At 65.3% G+C, this 16,046-nt stretch carries 14 protein-coding genes; 13 read left to right on the forward strand and 1 reads right to left on the reverse strand.

Features of this window, described 5'->3' with window-relative positions:
* Window positions 1–72: 72 nt before the first annotated feature.
* Entirely contained in the window at window positions 73–933 is an 861-nt protein-coding gene (locus HDG34_RS29230; protein WP_090804648.1) for an outer membrane protein assembly factor BamD, read from the reverse strand.
* A 38-nt stretch (window positions 934–971) separates the two neighbouring features.
* Here HDG34_RS29230 and HDG34_RS29235 point away from each other — a divergent pair, with 38 nt between their 5' ends.
* The 13 genes from HDG34_RS29235 (at window position 972) to HDG34_RS29295 (ending at window position 16,002) form a co-directional block, all read left to right on the forward strand.
* Complete coding sequence (locus tag HDG34_RS29235; protein WP_184064937.1) at window positions 972–2,222, forward strand: RluA family pseudouridine synthase; 1,251 nt, start codon at window positions 972–974, stop codon at window positions 2,220–2,222.
* On the forward strand, window positions 2,219–3,082 hold the full coding sequence (gene pgeF, locus HDG34_RS29240; RefSeq protein WP_184064940.1) for a peptidoglycan editing factor PgeF: 864 nt from the start codon (window positions 2,219–2,221) through the stop codon (window positions 3,080–3,082). The genes HDG34_RS29235 and pgeF overlap by 4 nt, the downstream gene beginning before the upstream one ends.
* Window positions 3,083–3,688: 606 nt before the next feature.
* Complete coding sequence (gene phaC / locus HDG34_RS29245; protein WP_184065078.1) at window positions 3,689–5,503, forward strand: class I poly(R)-hydroxyalkanoic acid synthase; 1,815 nt, start codon at window positions 3,689–3,691, stop codon at window positions 5,501–5,503.
* Window positions 5,504–5,699: 196 nt separating this feature from the next.
* Window positions 5,700–6,881, forward strand: coding sequence for an acetyl-CoA C-acetyltransferase (locus tag HDG34_RS29250; protein WP_184043870.1), 1,182 nt, complete (start codon window positions 5,700–5,702; stop codon window positions 6,879–6,881).
* 225 nt (window positions 6,882–7,106) lie between these two features.
* Window positions 7,107–7,847 (forward strand): 3-ketoacyl-ACP reductase, encoded by a 741-nt coding sequence (locus tag HDG34_RS29255; protein WP_184003457.1) that lies wholly within the window; start codon window positions 7,107–7,109, stop codon window positions 7,845–7,847.
* 137 nt (window positions 7,848–7,984) lie between these two features.
* Window positions 7,985–8,620 (forward strand): polyhydroxyalkanoate synthesis repressor PhaR, encoded by a 636-nt coding sequence (gene phaR, locus HDG34_RS29260; protein WP_184064943.1) that lies wholly within the window; start codon window positions 7,985–7,987, stop codon window positions 8,618–8,620.
* 275 nt (window positions 8,621–8,895) lie between these two features.
* The gene (locus tag HDG34_RS29265; RefSeq protein ID WP_184064946.1) at window positions 8,896–9,939 is read left to right on the forward strand and encodes a tRNA-dihydrouridine synthase; all 1,044 of its coding nucleotides are present in this window, start codon (window positions 8,896–8,898) and stop codon (window positions 9,937–9,939) included.
* Window positions 9,940–10,020: 81 nt separating this feature from the next.
* Window positions 10,021–11,415, forward strand: a complete 1,395-nt coding sequence (gene rimO / locus HDG34_RS29270; protein WP_184064949.1) for a 30S ribosomal protein S12 methylthiotransferase RimO — start codon at window positions 10,021–10,023, stop codon at window positions 11,413–11,415.
* 3 nt (window positions 11,416–11,418) lie between these two features.
* Entirely contained in the window at window positions 11,419–12,369 is a 951-nt protein-coding gene (locus HDG34_RS29275; RefSeq protein WP_090804664.1) for a sugar kinase, read from the forward strand.
* 87 nt (window positions 12,370–12,456) lie between these two features.
* Window positions 12,457–13,641: a beta-ketothiolase BktB gene (gene bktB, locus HDG34_RS29280; RefSeq protein WP_184064952.1), complete on the forward strand. Its 1,185-nt coding sequence runs from the start codon at window positions 12,457–12,459 to the stop codon at window positions 13,639–13,641.
* Window positions 13,642–13,704: 63 nt separating this feature from the next.
* Window positions 13,705–14,373 carry a hypothetical protein gene (locus HDG34_RS29285; protein WP_184064955.1) on the forward strand — a complete coding sequence of 223 codons (669 nt, stop codon included), beginning with the start codon at window positions 13,705–13,707 and terminating at the stop codon, window positions 14,371–14,373.
* A gap of 84 nt (window positions 14,374–14,457) precedes the next feature.
* The gene (locus HDG34_RS29290; RefSeq protein ID WP_184064958.1) at window positions 14,458–15,642 is read left to right on the forward strand and encodes a cystathionine beta-lyase; all 1,185 of its coding nucleotides are present in this window, start codon (window positions 14,458–14,460) and stop codon (window positions 15,640–15,642) included.
* Window positions 15,643–15,825: 183 nt separating this feature from the next.
* Window positions 15,826–16,002 carry a hypothetical protein gene (locus tag HDG34_RS29295; protein WP_184065081.1) on the forward strand — a complete coding sequence of 59 codons (177 nt, stop codon included), beginning with the start codon at window positions 15,826–15,828 and terminating at the stop codon, window positions 16,000–16,002.
* Window positions 16,003–16,046 lie beyond the last annotated feature (44 nt).

The raw sequence follows: 16,046 nt of genomic DNA on the forward strand, positions 1-16,046 counted from the left end.
AAAACGCCACGACCGAGGTCGTGGCGTTTTCGTTTTCAGACGAAGGTCAGTGTGCCGTCGGCGCGTGAGGGCTCAGAACTGCCACCACGACTTCGCCGTGCCGGGCCGTGCGTGGCCGGTCACGTACGGGCTGTCGGGGAAGGTGCCGGCCAGCACGCGACGAGTGTCGTCGGCGAGTTGCTGGTTGTTCAGCTTCTCGTACGACAGGATCATGATGTGCAGCGCGTCTTCGATGGCCGGCGCGTTCTTGTACTCGCGCAATGCGAGCTGCGCACGGTTGATGGCGGCGACATAGGCGCCGCGGCGATAGTAGTAGTCCGCGGCGTGGACTTCGTGCGATGCGAGCGCATTCACGATGTAGCGCATGCGCTGCGCGGCGTCCGCCGCGTACTTGCTGTTCGGGAAGCGGTCCACCACGACCTTGAACGCGTCATACGACTCGCGCAGTGACTTCGGATCGCGCTCGCTCATATCCTGGCCCGAGAAGCGGCCGAACAGACCGAGGTCGTCGTTGAAGTGGATCATGCCCTTCAGGTAATACGCGTAGGCGATGTCCGGATGATCCGGGTGCAGCTGGATGAAGCGGTCGATGGCCTGGTCGGCGGCGGCGTTTTCGTTGTCTTTCCAGTTGCAGTACGCGACGTTGATCTGCGCCTGCTGGGCGAAGTGGCCGAACGGGTCGCGGCCCTCGAGCAGCTCGAAATACTTCGCGCACTTGCCCCAGTCACCACCGGTCAGTGCGTCGTTCGCCTCCGTATATAATTTGTTGTTGTTCCACGCTGCCGTTTCGTCGGTCTTCTCCGGCAGGCCGTGGCAAGCCGCAACAGCGACGACGGCCGCGGCGCACGCAATGTATCCGGCCACTTTCCGGGCCGCCTTCTTGATGGCCGCCAAATTGATCGCCGCTTCAGTGATGGTGTTCAAGGCTCGCATTTTCCAGTCTAGCTTTACGTCCAGGTGACCCAGATTCAATGACCCGCTCAAATACTCCAGGCGCCGCAGGCGCCGGGAATGGCAACGAAGATTATAGCGTAAGCGCCGACCCGGCCGACGCGTTGGGCGTCGATTCCCTCGACGACGATTTCTCCAGCGACGCGCTCGCCGCAAGCAGCCCGCAAGGCTCTGCGGCCGCGGCGGCACCCGTGCCCGTGCGCGCGGCCGACGAAGCGCCGCGCAGCGTCGTGGTACCCGACGAACTGGCCGGCGAGCGCCTCGACAAGGTGCTCGCCAAAGTATTCCCGGAGTTCTCGCGCAGCCGTCTGCAAAGCTGGATCGAGGCGCAGCGGGTGCGCGTCGACGGCAAGGCGGCGAAGATCCGCCAGCCGGTGCCGCTTGGCGCGACGATCGAGCTCGTGCCCGATCTGCTGCCCCAGCAGCTCGCCTTCACGCCCGAGCCGGTGCCGCTCGACATCGTCTACGAGGACGACACGCTCGTCGTCATCAACAAGCCGGCCGGCATGGTCGTGCATCCGGCGGCTGGCAACTGGAGCGGCACCGTGCTGAACGGGCTGCTCTACCGCTATGGCGAGTCCGCGGCGGGTCTGCCGCGCGCGGGCATCGTGCATCGGCTCGACAAGGAGACCTCGGGGCTGATGGTGGTCGCGCGCACGCTCGAGGCGCAAACCGACCTCGTGCGCCAGTTGCAGGCGCGCACGGTCAAGCGCCGCTACCTCGCGCTCGTGTGGGGCAACCTGCCCGACGAAGGCACGATCGACGCGCCGATCGGCCGTGATCCGCGCGAGCGCACGCGCATGGCCGTGGTGACGGGCGCGGCCGGCAAGCCGGCGCGCACGCATTTCCGGCGCGTGGCCTCGGCGATCTGGCAGCGTCAGCCGGTCACGGCGATTCACTGCGATCTGGAGACGGGGCGCACGCATCAGATTCGCGTGCATTGCGCGCACATCGGTCATCCGTTGCTCGGCGATCCCGTGTACGGACGCGCGCGCGGCAAGCGCTCGGTCGCGCCGCTGCCAGACGGCTTCGCGCGCCAGGCGCTGCACGCGTGGCGGCTCGGCCTGATTCATCCGAAGACCGGCCGCTCGATGCAATGGCGCGCCGACGTGCCGGCCGACATCGGGGCGTTGTCGGCCGCGCTCGGTCTGGGTCGCGACGACGCGGGCGAGTTCGACGATGCGTATGGCGAGGATGAGGACTACGATGCATCGGTCGACGACGGCGCGTACGATGAAGGCAGCGACCACGACGAGGACGATCACGCATGAGCACCAATCTCCCGGAGCTGGGTTTTGCCGATGTCGTGCAACCCGCATGGAACGTGTCGCCGCGCGTGCGCGCGCTCGTGACCACCCGCGACGGCGGCGTCAGCAACGCGCCGTTCGGCCGCTGGCGCGACGGCGCCGACCAGCCCGGCGGGCTGAATCTGGGCACGAAGACCGGCGACGATCCCGCCGCGGTCGCGAGCAATCGGGCACGGCTCGTCGCGCTTGCCGGTGTTCGCGAGGCCGCGTGGCTCGAACAGATCCATGGCGCCGGCGTCGTCCGCGCCGAGGATGCGATCGCGCACGCGCGCGACCATGGTGCGCCGGCGCGCGCCGACGCGAGCGTCACCGATGGCGCGGGCATCGCGTGCGTCGTCATGGTCGCCGATTGCATGCCGGTGCTGTTGTGCGACGAAGCGGGGCGCGCGGTCGGCGCCGCGCATGCCGGGTGGCGCGGACTCGCGGCGGGCATCGTCGAGCAGACCGCCGCGCGGGTCGCGGCGCTGGCGGGTGTGCGGGCGAGCGAGCTGCATGCGTACCTCGGGCCGTCGATCGGGCCCACCGCGTTCGAAGTCGGCGCAGACGTGCGTGACGCCTTCATGACCGGTGCCGACGATGCACAACGCGACGCGACCGCGCAGGCGTTCGTCGCGCATCCCGCGAATGCCGGCAAATATCTCGCCGATCTGCCGGCGCTGGCCCGCCTGCGCCTGCAGCGGCTCGGCCTTACGTGCATCAGCGGCGGCGATCTGTGCACGGTCACGTTGCGCGAGCGTTTTTATTCGTATCGCCGTGATCGCGAGACCGGTCGCATGGCCGCGTTGATCTGGATCGACGAACAGGCGCAATCAATTGCCGATTAATTCGGGATGCCGCGCGGGCGCATCTTGTCATACTTTTAAAATCGAGCCGTGGTTTTATTTCGCGTGAATGCGCACCGGGTCGTTATTCGCGAATCCCACTGCCGACGCGTCGCTGACGGCCCGTTCCCCGGCCTTCACGCGCATTTTTTGTTGCGCCGCCGGAAGGCCCGCCGATAGCGCGAATCGCCCGCCAGCTGTGTGGGCGACCGAACGAATAAATATGCTTAAGTGCCATGCGCCATAGGAGTTTTTCGGATTTACCCGCGGCAAGCATCATTTGATTCGTTAAAGCGCGATTTGCCATACAGGGAAAACGATAATTAAAAAACTATCGCACTGCGGCAAAATCGGGAGCAAGCATTGACATGCCTTGTGATGGGGAGCAAGAATGTTCCTTCTAAGCTCCTCGTCGTTCATGGGACAGGGCGTGACGAAGTCGCGAGCAATCGCCACGTGCGCACGGAACTGCCTCTCAACCCGTCCGCAAGGACTTACCGGTCAAAAGCAGGTATGGCAGCATCTCATTCCTCAGCTTCCCCCAGCACCGACTCCTCGAAGGAGCAGACGCAGCAGGCCGGTACGAGCGGTGCATCGTCAGCCGCAGGCATGCAGCAATTTCTCGACGCCTGGATGAACGCCTGGCGTTCGTTCGGCGCGCAGCCCAATGGCATGGCATTTCAGATGCCCTCAATGCCGCAGATGCCGGACCTTGCACAGATAACGGCGGGCTTCCCGCAAATACCGGCGTTTCCCGGCATGCCCGACTTCAGCAAGCTGGCCGCCGGTGCGTTGCCGTCGTTGCCGGGGCTGAGCATTCCCACCGCCGCGATTCCGCCCGAGCGTTTGCAGAAGCTGCAGACCGACTATTCGCGCGAGGCGATGGAACTGATCCAGCAGGCCACCACGTCGGCGATCAAGGCGCCTGAGCTCAAGGACCGGCGCTTTAGCGCGGACGCCTGGAGCGCGGCGCCCGCCTACGCGTTCACCGCCGCGTGGTATCTGCTGAACGCGCGCTATCTGCAGCAGATGGTCGACGCGCTCGACACCCAGCCGAAAACCCGCGAGCGCATTCGCTTCGCGGTCCAGCAGTGGACCGCGGCGGCCTCGCCGAGCAACTTCTTCGCGCTGAATCCCGAAGCGCAGAAAACGCTGCTCGACAGCAAAGGCGAGAGCTTGCGCCAGGGCGTGATGAACCTGCTCACCGACATGCAGCGCGGCAAGATTTCCCAAACCGACGAATCGCGTTTCGCGGTCGGCGAGAACCTCGCGAACACCGAAGGCTCGGTCGTGTTCGAGAACGATCTGCTGCAGCTGATCCAGTACAAGCCGCGCACGGCGACCGTGCGCGAGCGGCCGCTCCTGATCGTGCCGCCGTGCATCAACAAGTACTACATTCTCGACCTGCAGCCCGAAAACTCGCTCGTCGCGCACGGGCTTGATTCGGGCCATCAGGTGTTCCTGATTTCGTGGCGCAACGCGGATCAGTCCATCGCGCACAAGACGTGGGACGACTACATCGGCGAGGGTGTGCTCACCTCGATCGACACCGTGCGCAAGATCAGCGGCCGCGAGCAGATCAATACGCTCGGCTTTTGCGTCGGCGGCACGATGCTCGCCACCGCGCTCGCGGTGGCTGCGGCGCGCGGCGAACATCCGGCCGCGTCGATGACGCTGCTCACCGCGATGCTCGACTTCTCCGACACGGGCGTGCTCGACGTGTTCGTCGACGAGGCGCACGTGCAGATGCGCGAGCAGAGCATCGGCGGCAAGAACGGCGCGCCGCCGGGACTGATGCGCGGCGTCGAGTTCGCGAACACGTTCTCGTTCCTGCGCCCGAACGACCTCGTGTGGAACTACGTCGTCGACAGTTACCTGAAGGGCCGCACGCCGGTACCGTTCGACCTGCTGTACTGGAACAGCGATTCGACCAGTCTGCCTGGGCCGATGTACGTCTGGTATCTGCGCAACACGTATCTCGAGAACAAGCTGCGCGAGCCCGGTGCGCTGACCACCTGCGGCGAGCCGATCGATCTGTCGAAGATCGACGTGCCGACCTTCATCTACGGTTCGCGCGAAGACCATATCGTGCCGTGGCAAACCGCGTATGCGTCGGCGCCGCTGCTCACCGGGCCGCTAAAGTTCGTGCTCGGCGCGTCGGGCCATATCGCCGGCGTGATCAATCCGCCCGCGAAGAAGAAGCGCAGCTTCTGGAAGCTCGATACCGACGCGAACACGCTGCCCGAAAGCGCGGACGAATGGTTCGACGCGGCGACCGAAGTGCCCGGCAGCTGGTGGCCGGAATGGACCGACTGGCTCGATCAGTACGGCGGCAAGAAAGTGAAGCCGCGCGCCAATTTGGGCTCCGACGAATTCCCGGTCATCGAGCCGGCGCCGGGCCGCTACGTGCGGCAACGGGAGTAGGTTCACGCACAGGCTCGACGCGCGCGGACGGCATTGCTGTCGACGTCGGCATAGTGCGCAGTCGGCCGGTGCATAGGTGTTTGGCAGGTGAATGAGCGTCTGGTTGATGAAGGCGTGAGAGCAACGCAAGTTGCAACGCAATTTTTAACGTAACGGGCTGTGGCGCAGTTGGCCGGGATGCCCGGAGGATATGGAAATGACTGATGTTGTGATCGTATCGGCCGCTCGTACTGCAGTGGGCAAGTTTGGTGGGTCGCTGGCGAAGATTGCCGCACCTGAACTCGGCGCGCTCGCGGTGCGCGCCGTGCTCGAACGGGCCGGCGTGAAGCCGGAACAGGTGAGCGAAGTTATTCTGGGCCAGGTGCTGACGGCGGGCTCCGGTCAGAACCCCGCGCGTCAGGCGCTGATCAAGGCGGGTTTGCCGGCGGCCGTGCCGGGCATGACGATCAACAAGGTCTGCGGCTCGGGTCTGAAGGCCGTGATGCTCGCGGCCAACGCGATCATCGCCGGTGACGCGGACATCGTCGTGGCAGGCGGCCAGGAAAACATGAGCGCCGCGCCGCACGTGCTGCCGGGTTCGCGCGACGGTTTCCGCATGGGCGACGCGAAGCTGATCGACTCGATGATCGTCGACGGCCTGTGGGACGTCTACAACCAGTACCACATGGGCGTGACGGCCGAGAACGTCGCGAAGGAGCACGGCATCACGCGCGAACAGCAGGACGCGTTCGCGGCGCTGTCGCAGAACAAGGCGGAAGCCGCGCAGAAGGCGGGGCGCTTCAACGACGAAATCGTGCCGGTCGAGATTCCGCAACGCAAGGGCGAGCCGCTGCGCTTCACCACCGACGAATTCGTGCGTCATGGCGTGACGGCCGAATCACTCGCGAGCCTGAAGCCGGCGTTCTCGAAGGAAGGCACGGTCACGGCGGCCAACGCATCGGGTCTGAACGACGGCGCAGCCGCGGTGCTCGTGATGTCGCTGAAAAAAGCGGAAGCGCTCGGCCTCACGCCGCTCGCGCGCATCAAGGCATACGCGAACGCGGGTGTCGATCCGAAGGTGATGGGTATGGGCCCGGTACCGGCTTCGCGCCGTTGCCTCGAGCGCGCGGGCTGGACGCCGGCCGATCTCGACCTGATGGAAATCAACGAAGCGTTTGCCGCGCAGGCGCTCGCCGTGCACAAGCAGATGGGCTGGGACACGTCGAAGATCAACGTGAACGGCGGCGCGATCGCGATCGGCCACCCGATCGGCGCGTCCGGTTGCCGGATTCTCGTCACGCTGCTGCACGAAATGCAGAAGCGCGATGCGAAGAAGGGTCTGGCGTCGCTGTGTATCGGCGGCGGCATGGGTGTCGCGCTCGCGGTCGAGCGCGTTTAAAGTACGCTGGGTACGCCGCGCGCACTCGCGACCGGTCGCGCGCGGTCTTCGCCAGCACAGGCATCTGGCCGCGCGGCACGCCAACTGGCGGTGCGGCGCGCTGCAACAGGTGACTCGTGTGCAGTGCGCGTTGCCAGACGGTCGCCCGGCGGCAACGCGAACCAGCATCAGGTGAGGCACGAGGCCGCCGGCAGGCGCCTCGACAACGATAACGGAGTGTGGTTTATGACACAGCGAATTGCGTACGTAACGGGCGGCATGGGCGGCATCGGCACCAGCATCTGCCAGCGTCTGCACAAGGAAGGCTTCAGGGTGATCGCCGGCTGCGGCCCGAATTCGCCGCGCCGTGCGAAGTGGCTCGACGAACAGAAGGTACTCGGCTACGACTTCGTCGCCTCCGAGGGTAACGTCGGTGACTGGCAATCGACCAAGGACGCATTCGACAAGGTCAAGGCCGAAGTCGGCGAGATCGACGTGCTGGTCAACAATGCCGGCATCACGCGCGACGTCGTGTTCCGCAAGATGACGCACGAAGACTGGACGGCGGTGATCGACACCAATCTGACCAGCCTGTTCAACGTCACCAAGCAGGTAATCGACGGCATGGTCGAGCGGGGCTTTGGCCGGGTGATCAACATTTCGTCGGTGAACGGCCAGAAGGGCCAGTTCGGCCAGACCAATTATTCGACCGCGAAGGCCGGCATTCATGGCTTTACGATGTCGCTCGCGCAGGAAGTGGCGACCAAGGGCGTGACGGTCAACACCGTGTCGCCGGGCTACATCGGCACCGACATGGTCAAGGCGATCCGCCCCGACGTGCTGGAAAAAATCGTCGCGACGATTCCGGTGCGCCGCCTCGGTCAGCCGGGCGAAATCGGCTCGATCGTCGCGTGGCTTGCGTCGGAAGAATCGGGCTTCGCCACGGGCGCCGATTTTTCGCTGAACGGCGGCTTGCATATGGGCTGAGCCATCGGCGCGCCGGACCGGAAGGTGGCGCGCTTCGGCTCAGATGGTTTCGCCGGCGTCCCGGCTGCGCAATGGATCCCGTTGCACAGCCCGGACGCCGTTTCCGCGTTTGCTTAACTCGAGCTTAAAGGCGTTACATGACTACTACTACAAAGAAAACGGCCGAACGACTGATCAAGAAATATCCGAATCGTCGGCTCTACGACACCGAGACGAGTACCTACATCACGCTGACTGATGTGAAGCAACTCGTGCTCGATCAGGAAGATTTCAAGGTGATCGATGCCAAAAGCAACGAGGACCTGACGCGCTCGATCCTGCTGCAGATCATTCTCGAAGAAGAGAGCGGCGGCCTGCCGATGTTCTCGTCGTCGATGCTGTCGCAGATCATCCGGTTCTACGGTCATGCGATGCAGGGCATGATGGGCACGTATCTGGAAAAGAACATCCAGGCCTTCATCGACATTCAGGCGAAGCTTGCCGACCAGTCGAAGAATCTCTATGAAGGCAAGGCGATGAACCCCGAAGTCTGGTCGCAGTTCATGAATATGCAGGCGCCGATGATGCAGGGCATGATGACCAGCTACATCGAGCAATCGAAGAACATGTTCGTGCAGATGCAGGAGCAGATGCAGAATCAGGCGAAGACCATGTTCGCCACGTTCCCGTTTACGCCGGGCGGCGCGGTCACTGCGAGCAATGCGAGCAATGCGAGCAATGTGAGCAATGCGCCGGCCACGCCGCAGGCCAATCCGGAGACGGAGAAGAAGTGAAGGAGTGAATGGCGGCGAGCTCGCGGGAGTGCAGCCGCCGACGCGCTACAATGGCGGCCCGCGCGTGGGGACGCTTTTCCGTCGGAACCGGATTCCGGCCGCGGCTCGATGTCCGTTGCGTCCACTGCCGGCACACCGCTGCTTGCGCCGTTACCGTTTTTCTTCCGCTGGACCCGTCCTATGTTTCAGACCGTCTCCCTGATCGCGTCAGCGTCTTCCGTTGCGAAGGCCGCGCGGCTCATTCTGCTCTGACCCGCCGTTCACCCACACCGCTCATGAGCCGGCTGTTTCTCGCCCCAATGGAAGGGCTCGCTGACTATGTGCTGCGCGACGTGCTGACGAGCGCGGGCGCTTTCGACGGCTGCGTGTCCGAGTTCATCCGCATCACAGGCTCGCTGCTGCCAACCCGCGTCTACGAGCGCGAGGCGCCCGAAATCCTGCACGCGAGCGTGACCGCCAGCGGCACGCCGATGGTGATCCAGCTGCTCGGCAGCGATCCCGAGTGGATGGCACGCAATGCCGCGTACGCGGCCATGCTGTCGCCCTACGGTATCGACCTGAACTTCGGCTGTCCCGCCAAAGTCGTCAATCAGCACGGCGGCGGCGCGATGCTGCTCGCGAACCCGAAGTTGCTGAACCAGATCGTCTCGGCCGTGCGCGCCGCGGTGCCTGCCGATATCGCGGTGACGGCAAAAATGCGCCTCGGCGTGTCCGACACGTCGCGGGCGATCGAATGCGCGCAGGCGCTCGCGGACGGCGGCGCGGCCTCGCTCGTCGTGCATGCGCGCACGCGCGACGACCGCTATCGGCCGCCGGCGCACTGGGAGTGGATCGCGCGCATCGACGACGCCGTCGACGTGCCCGTCATCGCGAACGGCGAAGTCTGGACGGTGGCGGACTGGCAGCGTTGCCGCTCGGTCAGCGGCTGCGCGGACGTGATGATCGGGCGCGGCGCCGTGTCGGATCCGTTCCTCGCGCAGCGAATCCGCGGGCTCCTCGACCCGTGTCCATCTGCCGACGAATGGCAACAGGTGCTGGGTTCGATCGTCGGCTACATGAACAAACTGCGGGCGCATGGCACGCTGACCCATGAGCACGGCCGCGTCAAGAAGTGGCTCAGCTACCTGCAGCGGACCTGGCCGCAAGCCGCCGAACTGCATGCGGCGATCCGGCGAGTGCAGGACTCTGACGAAATTCTTACGGTAATCGGCCAGGCGCTGGCGGCCGGAGGCGCGTCGGCGCCGACGCGTCAGCACGTTTCCAGCGACGAAAATAGCGAGCTGAATCAACCTGGTCCTGCCGAACCCATCCCCGTTTGAAGACTAGAATTCAAAGACTTACGAGCGGTGGCGGTGGCGAACCGCTACAATTCAGGGTTTAACGTCTTCAAGCGGTTCCCCATGTCTTCCACCCCCTCGAACGCTCCGGCCATGCCGGGCGCCACGCCGAAAGTCGGCTTCGTCTCTCTCGGCTGCCCCAAGGCCCTCGTCGATTCCGAGCAGATCATCACCCAGTTGCGCGCCGAAGGCTACGAAATCTCCGGCACCTATGACGGCGCGGACCTCGTGGTCGTCAACACCTGCGGCTTCATCGACGAAGCCGTGCAGGAAAGCCTCGACGCGATCGGCGAAGCGCTCAATGAAAACGGCAAGGTGATCGTCACCGGTTGCCTCGGTGCGAAGAAGAGCGCGAGCGGTTCGGGGCTGATCGAGGAAGTGCATCCGAAGGTGCTCGCCGTAACCGGCCCGCACGCGCTCGGCGAGGTGATGCAGGCGGTGCACAGCCATCTGCCGAAGCCGCACGATCCGTTCGTCGATCTGGTGCCCGCCGCGGGCGTCAAGCTCACGCCGCGCCACTACGCGTACCTGAAGATTTCCGAAGGCTGCAATCACCGCTGCACGTTCTGCATCATCCCGTCGATGCGCGGCGATCTGGTGTCGCGCCCGGTCGCGGAAGTGATGCTCGAAGCGGAGAACCTGTTCAAGTCCGGCGTGAAGGAACTGCTCGTGATCTCGCAGGACACGAGCGCATATGGCGTCGACGTCAAATACCGCACCGGTTTCTGGAACGGCAAGCCGATCAAGACGCGCATGACGGATCTGGTCGCCGCGCTCGGCGAACTCGCCGCGCAATACGGTGCGTGGGTGCGTCTGCATTACGTGTATCCGTATCCGAGCGTCGACGAAGTGATTCCGATGATGGCCGAGGGTCCGTACAAGGGCCACGTGCTGCCGTATCTCGACGTGCCGTTCCAGCACGCGCATCCGGAAGTGCTGAAGCGCATGAAGCGCCCGGCCAACGCCGGGAAGGTGATGGAGCGCGTCAAGGCCTGGCGCGAGATCTGCCCCGATCTGACGATCCGCAGCACGTTCATCGCCGGCTTTCCGGGCGAGACCGAAGAGCAGTTCGAGACGCTGCTCGATTTCATCCGCGAGGCGGAGCTCGATCGCGTCGGCTGTTTCGCGTATTCGCCGGTCGAAGGCGCGAGCGCGAATGAACTCGACGGCGCGCTGCCCGATGAAGTGCGTGAGGAACGTCGCGCGCGCTTCATGGAAGTGGCCGAGCAGGTGTCGGCCAAGCGCATCGCGAGGAAGGTCGGCAAGACGCTGAAGGTGCTCGTCGACGAAATCAACGCGGACGGCGGCATCGGCCGCACCGCGGCGGATGCGCCGGAGATCGACGGCGTCGTCTATGTCGCGCCGTCCGCCAAGGCGTCGAAGCGCTACAAGGTCGGCGATTTCGTATCGGTGAAGATCACGGGCGCGGACGGCCACGATTTGTGGGGCGAGGTCTAAGCGATGACGCACAGCGCGGCCGCACAGCCTGAAGCTCACACACCGGACATCCTCGCGCTCGGCGAGGCGATGATCGAATTCAACCAGTCGGCGAAGGATCAACCGAACTACCTGCAAGGCTTCGGCGGCGACACGTCGAACTTCTGCATCGCGGCCGCGCGCCAGGGTGCGAGGACCGGCTTCGTGTCGGCGGTCGGCGCCGATCATTTCGGACGCCTGCTGGTCGATCTGTGGGAGCGCGAGCAGGTCGACACGTCGTTCGTGCGCATCGATGCGCAAGCGTCGACCGGCGTCTATTTCGTGTCTCACGGCCCCAACGGCCACGCGTTCGACTATCTGCGCGCGGGCTCGGCGGCGAGCCGCTATGCACCCGCCGATCTGCCGCGCGACGCGCTCGCGGCGGCGAAGGTCGTCCATCTGTCCGGCATCAGTCTCGCGATCAGCGTCAGCGCCTGCGACGCCGCGCTCGAAGCGATCGCGCATGCGCGCGCGAATGGCGCGCGCGTGAGCTTCGACACCAATCTGCGTCTTAAGCTGTGGCCGCTCGCGCGGGCGCGCGCGGTGATGCTCGAGGCGATCCGCCAGACTGACATCTGCCTGCCGAGCTGGGACGATGTGACCGAACTGACGGGGCTGACCGGCCGTGACGAGATCGTCGATTTTCTGCTGTCGCATGGGCCGGGCGTGGTCGCGCTGAAGCTCGGCAAGGACGGCTCGTATATCGCGACGCCGAACGAGCGGCGCGTCGTGCCGGGCCATGTCGTCGACGCGGTCGATGCGACCGGCGCCGGCGACTGCTTCGGCGGCGCCTTCATCGCGCGCATCGTCGCGGGCGACGATCCATTTGCCGCCGCGCGCTACGCGAACGTTGCCGCCGCGCTGTCCACGCAAGGTTATGGCGCGGTCGCGCCGATTCCGTCGCGCGAGACAGTCGAGCGGCGGCTGGCGAACTAGGTTTTACGTAAGCCGCGCGCGGCGCAGCATGGCCCGCGCTGGTGCAATCATCCAGGCAGACTGGAGAGACAACAGGAGGGACAAGCGATGCAACGGGACGTAGTGGTGGTAAGTGGTGTGCGCACGGCAATCGGCACGTTCGGCGGCAGCCTGAAGGATTTCGCGCCGACCGATCTCGGCGCGCGCGTGGTGCGCGAAGTGCTCGAGCGCGCGAGCGTGTCGGGCGACGAAGTCGAACACGTCGTGTTCGGCAACGTCGTGCACACCGAGCCGAAAGACATGTATCTCGCGCGCGTCGCGGCGATCAACGGCGGGGTCGCGCAGCATACGCCCGCGCTGACCGTGAACCGGCTGTGCGGCTCGGGCTTGCAGGCCATCGTGTCGGCCGCGCAAAGCGTGCTGCTCGGCGACGCCGATATCGCGATCGGCGGAGGCGCTGAAAACATGAGCCGCGCGCCTTACTCGATGCCGGCCGCGCGCTTCGGACAGCGCATGGGCGACGCGCGTCTCGTCGACATGATGGTCGGCGCGCTCAACGATCCTTTCCAGTCGATCCACATGGGCGTGACCGCCGAGAACGTCGCGCGCAAGTACGAGATCTCGCGCGACGCCCAGGACGCGCTCGCGCTCGAGTCGCATCGTCGCGCGGCCCACGCGATCACGAGCGGCTACTTCAAGGAACAGATTCTGCCGATCACGATTGCGTCGAAGAAGGGCGACGTCGTGTTCGACACCGACGAGCACGCGAGGCTGAACGCAACCGCGGACGACTTCGCGAAGTTGAAGCCGGTGTTCGCGAAGGAAAACGGCACGGTGACGGCGGGCAACGCCTCGGGCATCAACGACGCGGCCGCGGCCGTCGTACTGATGGAGCGTAGCGTCGCCGAGCGGCGCGGCGTGAAGCCGTTGGCGCGGCTCGTGTCGTACGCGCATGCGGGCGTCGATCCGGCGTATATGGGCATCGGCCCGGTGCCGGCGAGTCGCAAGGCGCTCGAGCGGGCGGGTCTCACGGTCGCCGATCTCGACGTGATCGAGGCCAACGAGGCATTCGCCGCGCAGGCCTGCGCGGTCAGCAAGGAGCTCGGCTTCGATCCGGCCAAGGTCAATCCGAACGGCTCGGGCATTTCGCTCGGCCATCCGATCGGCGCGACTGGCGCGCTGATCACCGTGAAGGCGCTGTACGAGCTGCAGCGCATCGGCGGGCGCTATGCGCTCGTCACGATGTGCATCGGCGGCGGGCAGGGGATCGCGGCGATTTTCGAGCGTCTGTGACCGCGCACGGCAGGCCGGCGCGACATAGGTAGCAAGCAGGAACCAGCAACAAGGATCGACGGGATGCAGGAAGCGAAAGTGACGAAGGGTTCGGCAACGCGCACGTTGCGCCTGCGCGCCGGCGTGGTGGTGAGCGCCGCCGCGCTGTTGTGCACGGGCACGGTGCTGTGGATGCCGTCGCAGGCGTGGGCGGAAAGCGATGCGGTCAAGGCACTGGCCGCGCCGCCGCCGATCCAGCTGCCGCTGAAACCGAGCCCCGAGTTCGCGAAGTTTCCGCGCTACGTGGGCACGCTCGGCGCGCGGCCGATCGTGCTGCGGCTCGGGCCCAAGACCGACGATCCATCAGGCGTGCACGGCGAGTATCAGTACACGGATAGCGGCGAGGTGATTCTGATCGCTGGCGATCGCGTCGGCGATACGCTCGAAGTCGAGGAATCGAACGACGGCACGCATATCACCGGCAACTGGGTCGGCAAGTTCGCGGCGGACGGCTCGCTCGAAGGCGACCGCATGAACGTCGACGATTCGAACCCGCAGGAATTCAACCTGAAGCCGCTGGCGGCAGGGCAGGCGGTGCCGGTGGCCGGTTCGGCCGGCGGTGCGGCGACGAGGCCTGCAGCCCCCTCACCGCAACCGGCCGCGGCCAACGGCGCAGCGGCGGCTCCCGCGCCGGCATCCGCTGCCGGGGGGCACCCAGTGGGCGGCGTCAGCAACCTGCAAACGGGCTACTGATGCGCACGCGCGCCGGGCATCCGGAATCGCGCAGCGCGGCCGTTGCTTCAGGCTCGCTTGACTATGTTTTTCACCGAGCTTCACATGACTGAATCCAAATTCAAACATGGCCTGCAGACCCGCATCGTGCGTGCCGAGGACCAGATCACGCCGGGCTTCGAATCGTTCTCGACGCCCGTCACGCGCGCGTCGACGGTGGTGTTTCCCGACCTCGCCGCGATGCGCGCGCTCGACTGGAAAAACGACGCGCAATGGCGCTACGGCCTGCATGCGACGCCGACGCAGATCGCGCTCGCTCAGCGCCTCGCCGCGATCGAGGGCGGCAATCATGCGCTGCTGCAGCCGTCGGGGCTGTCGTCGATCTCGAACGTCTACTTCGGGCTCGTGAAGGCCGGCGACGACGTGCTGATTCCCGATAACGTGTATTCGCCGAACCGCGACCACGGCGACTGGCTCGCGCGCGATTTCGGTATCACGGCGCGCTACTACGATCCGCTGATCGGCGCGGGCATCGCCAGTCTGATCCAGCCGAACACGCGCCTGATCTGGATCGAGGCGCCCGGCTCGGTGACGATGGAAGTGCCCGACGTACCGGCCATCACGGCGGCGGCGCGCGCGCGCAAGGTCGTCACCGCGATCGACAACACGTGGTCCGCGGGCCTCGCGTTCCGGCCGTTCGACCACGGCGTCGACATCTCGGTGCAGGCGCTGACCAAATACCAGTCGGGTGGCGGCGACGTGCTGATGGGCGCGACGATCACGGTCGAGCGCGACGTGCATGTGAAGCTGAAGGCGGCGCGCATGCGCATGGGCATCGGCGTGTCCTCGGACGACTGCTCGCTGATCCTGCGCAGCCTGCCGAGTATGCAGTTGCGTTTCGCGCAGCACGATCGCGTGGCGCTGTCGCTCGCGACGTGGTTGAAGAGCCGGCCGGAAATCGTCGCGGTGTTGCATCCGGCGCTCGGTGACTGTCCGGGGCACGAAGTGTACAAGCGCGATTTCAGCGGCGCGGGCGGACTGTTCTCGGTGGTGTTCGACGAGCGGTACAGCGCGGCGCGGATCGACACGTTTTGCGAGTCACTCGAACTGTTTTCGCTCGGCTGGAGCTGGGGCGGCGCGCATAGCCTCGCGATGCCGTACGACATCGCGTCGATGCGCACTGCGGCGCAGTGGCCGCGTCGCGGCACGTTGGTGCGCTTCTATATCGGTCTGGAAGACGAGGCGGACCTGCGCGCGGATATCGAGCAGAGCCTGGCCAAGCTGGCTTAACACGCCTTAGCCCTGTTCGACACGTTGTTCGAGAAGCCCGCCGGGATGTGTTCCCGGCGGGCTTTTTTGTTGCCCTGAGTATCAGGCAGACCCGACCGTTCGGCCGAATGTTCGATGCCGCGGCGCGACGCTACGATCGTGTGCTTGCCGGATAACGTTGCGGCGCTCAGGGGAGGGGCTTGGATGAATCTTTTCTTCTGGCTGTTGCTGAACCTTGCGGTGCCGATTGCCGCCGTTATCGATCACCGGCAGACCGAATCCGTGGTTGGCGCGCTATCACGTGGGGCGATAGGCACGTCAATTTTCATGACCTGCCTGGCGGCGCTTCTATCCGCGGCCCTGCACATTTACCTCAATTAGTTTTATTGGATAGTGCAGCTCTTATACTTGTTCTGTCTTGTGGA

The sequence above is a fragment of the Paraburkholderia sp. HC6.4b genome, assembly GCF_014200875.1.
In the GTDB taxonomy this organism is placed as follows: Bacteria; Pseudomonadota; Gammaproteobacteria; order Burkholderiales; family Burkholderiaceae; genus Paraburkholderia; species Paraburkholderia tuberum.

Excerpts from the sequence above, each read along its gene's own strand:
- pgeF (WP_184064940.1), top strand. The coding sequence starts at position 2,219 with ATGAGCACCAATCTCCCGGAGCTGGGTTTTGCCGATGTCGTGCAACCC.
- phaC (WP_184065078.1), top strand. The coding sequence starts at position 3,689 with ATGCAGCAATTTCTCGACGCCTGGATGAACGCCTGGCGTTCGTTCGGC.
- HDG34_RS29230 (WP_090804648.1), bottom strand. The coding sequence starts at position 933 with ATGCGAGCCTTGAACACCATCACTGAAGCGGCGATCAATTTGGCGGCC.
- HDG34_RS29235 (WP_184064937.1), top strand. The coding sequence starts at position 972 with ATGACCCGCTCAAATACTCCAGGCGCCGCAGGCGCCGGGAATGGCAAC.
- rimO (WP_184064949.1), top strand. The coding sequence starts at position 10,021 with ATGTCTTCCACCCCCTCGAACGCTCCGGCCATGCCGGGCGCCACGCCG.
- HDG34_RS29290 (WP_184064958.1), top strand. The coding sequence starts at position 14,458 with ATGACTGAATCCAAATTCAAACATGGCCTGCAGACCCGCATCGTGCGT.
- HDG34_RS29265 (WP_184064946.1), top strand. The coding sequence starts at position 8,896 with ATGAGCCGGCTGTTTCTCGCCCCAATGGAAGGGCTCGCTGACTATGTG.
- phaR (WP_184064943.1), top strand. The coding sequence starts at position 7,985 with ATGACTACTACTACAAAGAAAACGGCCGAACGACTGATCAAGAAATAT.
- bktB (WP_184064952.1), top strand. The coding sequence starts at position 12,457 with ATGCAACGGGACGTAGTGGTGGTAAGTGGTGTGCGCACGGCAATCGGC.
- HDG34_RS29255 (WP_184003457.1), top strand. The coding sequence starts at position 7,107 with ATGACACAGCGAATTGCGTACGTAACGGGCGGCATGGGCGGCATCGGC.
- HDG34_RS29285 (WP_184064955.1), top strand. The coding sequence starts at position 13,705 with ATGCAGGAAGCGAAAGTGACGAAGGGTTCGGCAACGCGCACGTTGCGC.
- HDG34_RS29275 (WP_090804664.1), top strand. The coding sequence starts at position 11,419 with ATGACGCACAGCGCGGCCGCACAGCCTGAAGCTCACACACCGGACATC.
- HDG34_RS29250 (WP_184043870.1), top strand. The coding sequence starts at position 5,700 with ATGACTGATGTTGTGATCGTATCGGCCGCTCGTACTGCAGTGGGCAAG.
- HDG34_RS29295 (WP_184065081.1), top strand. The coding sequence starts at position 15,826 with ATGAATCTTTTCTTCTGGCTGTTGCTGAACCTTGCGGTGCCGATTGCC.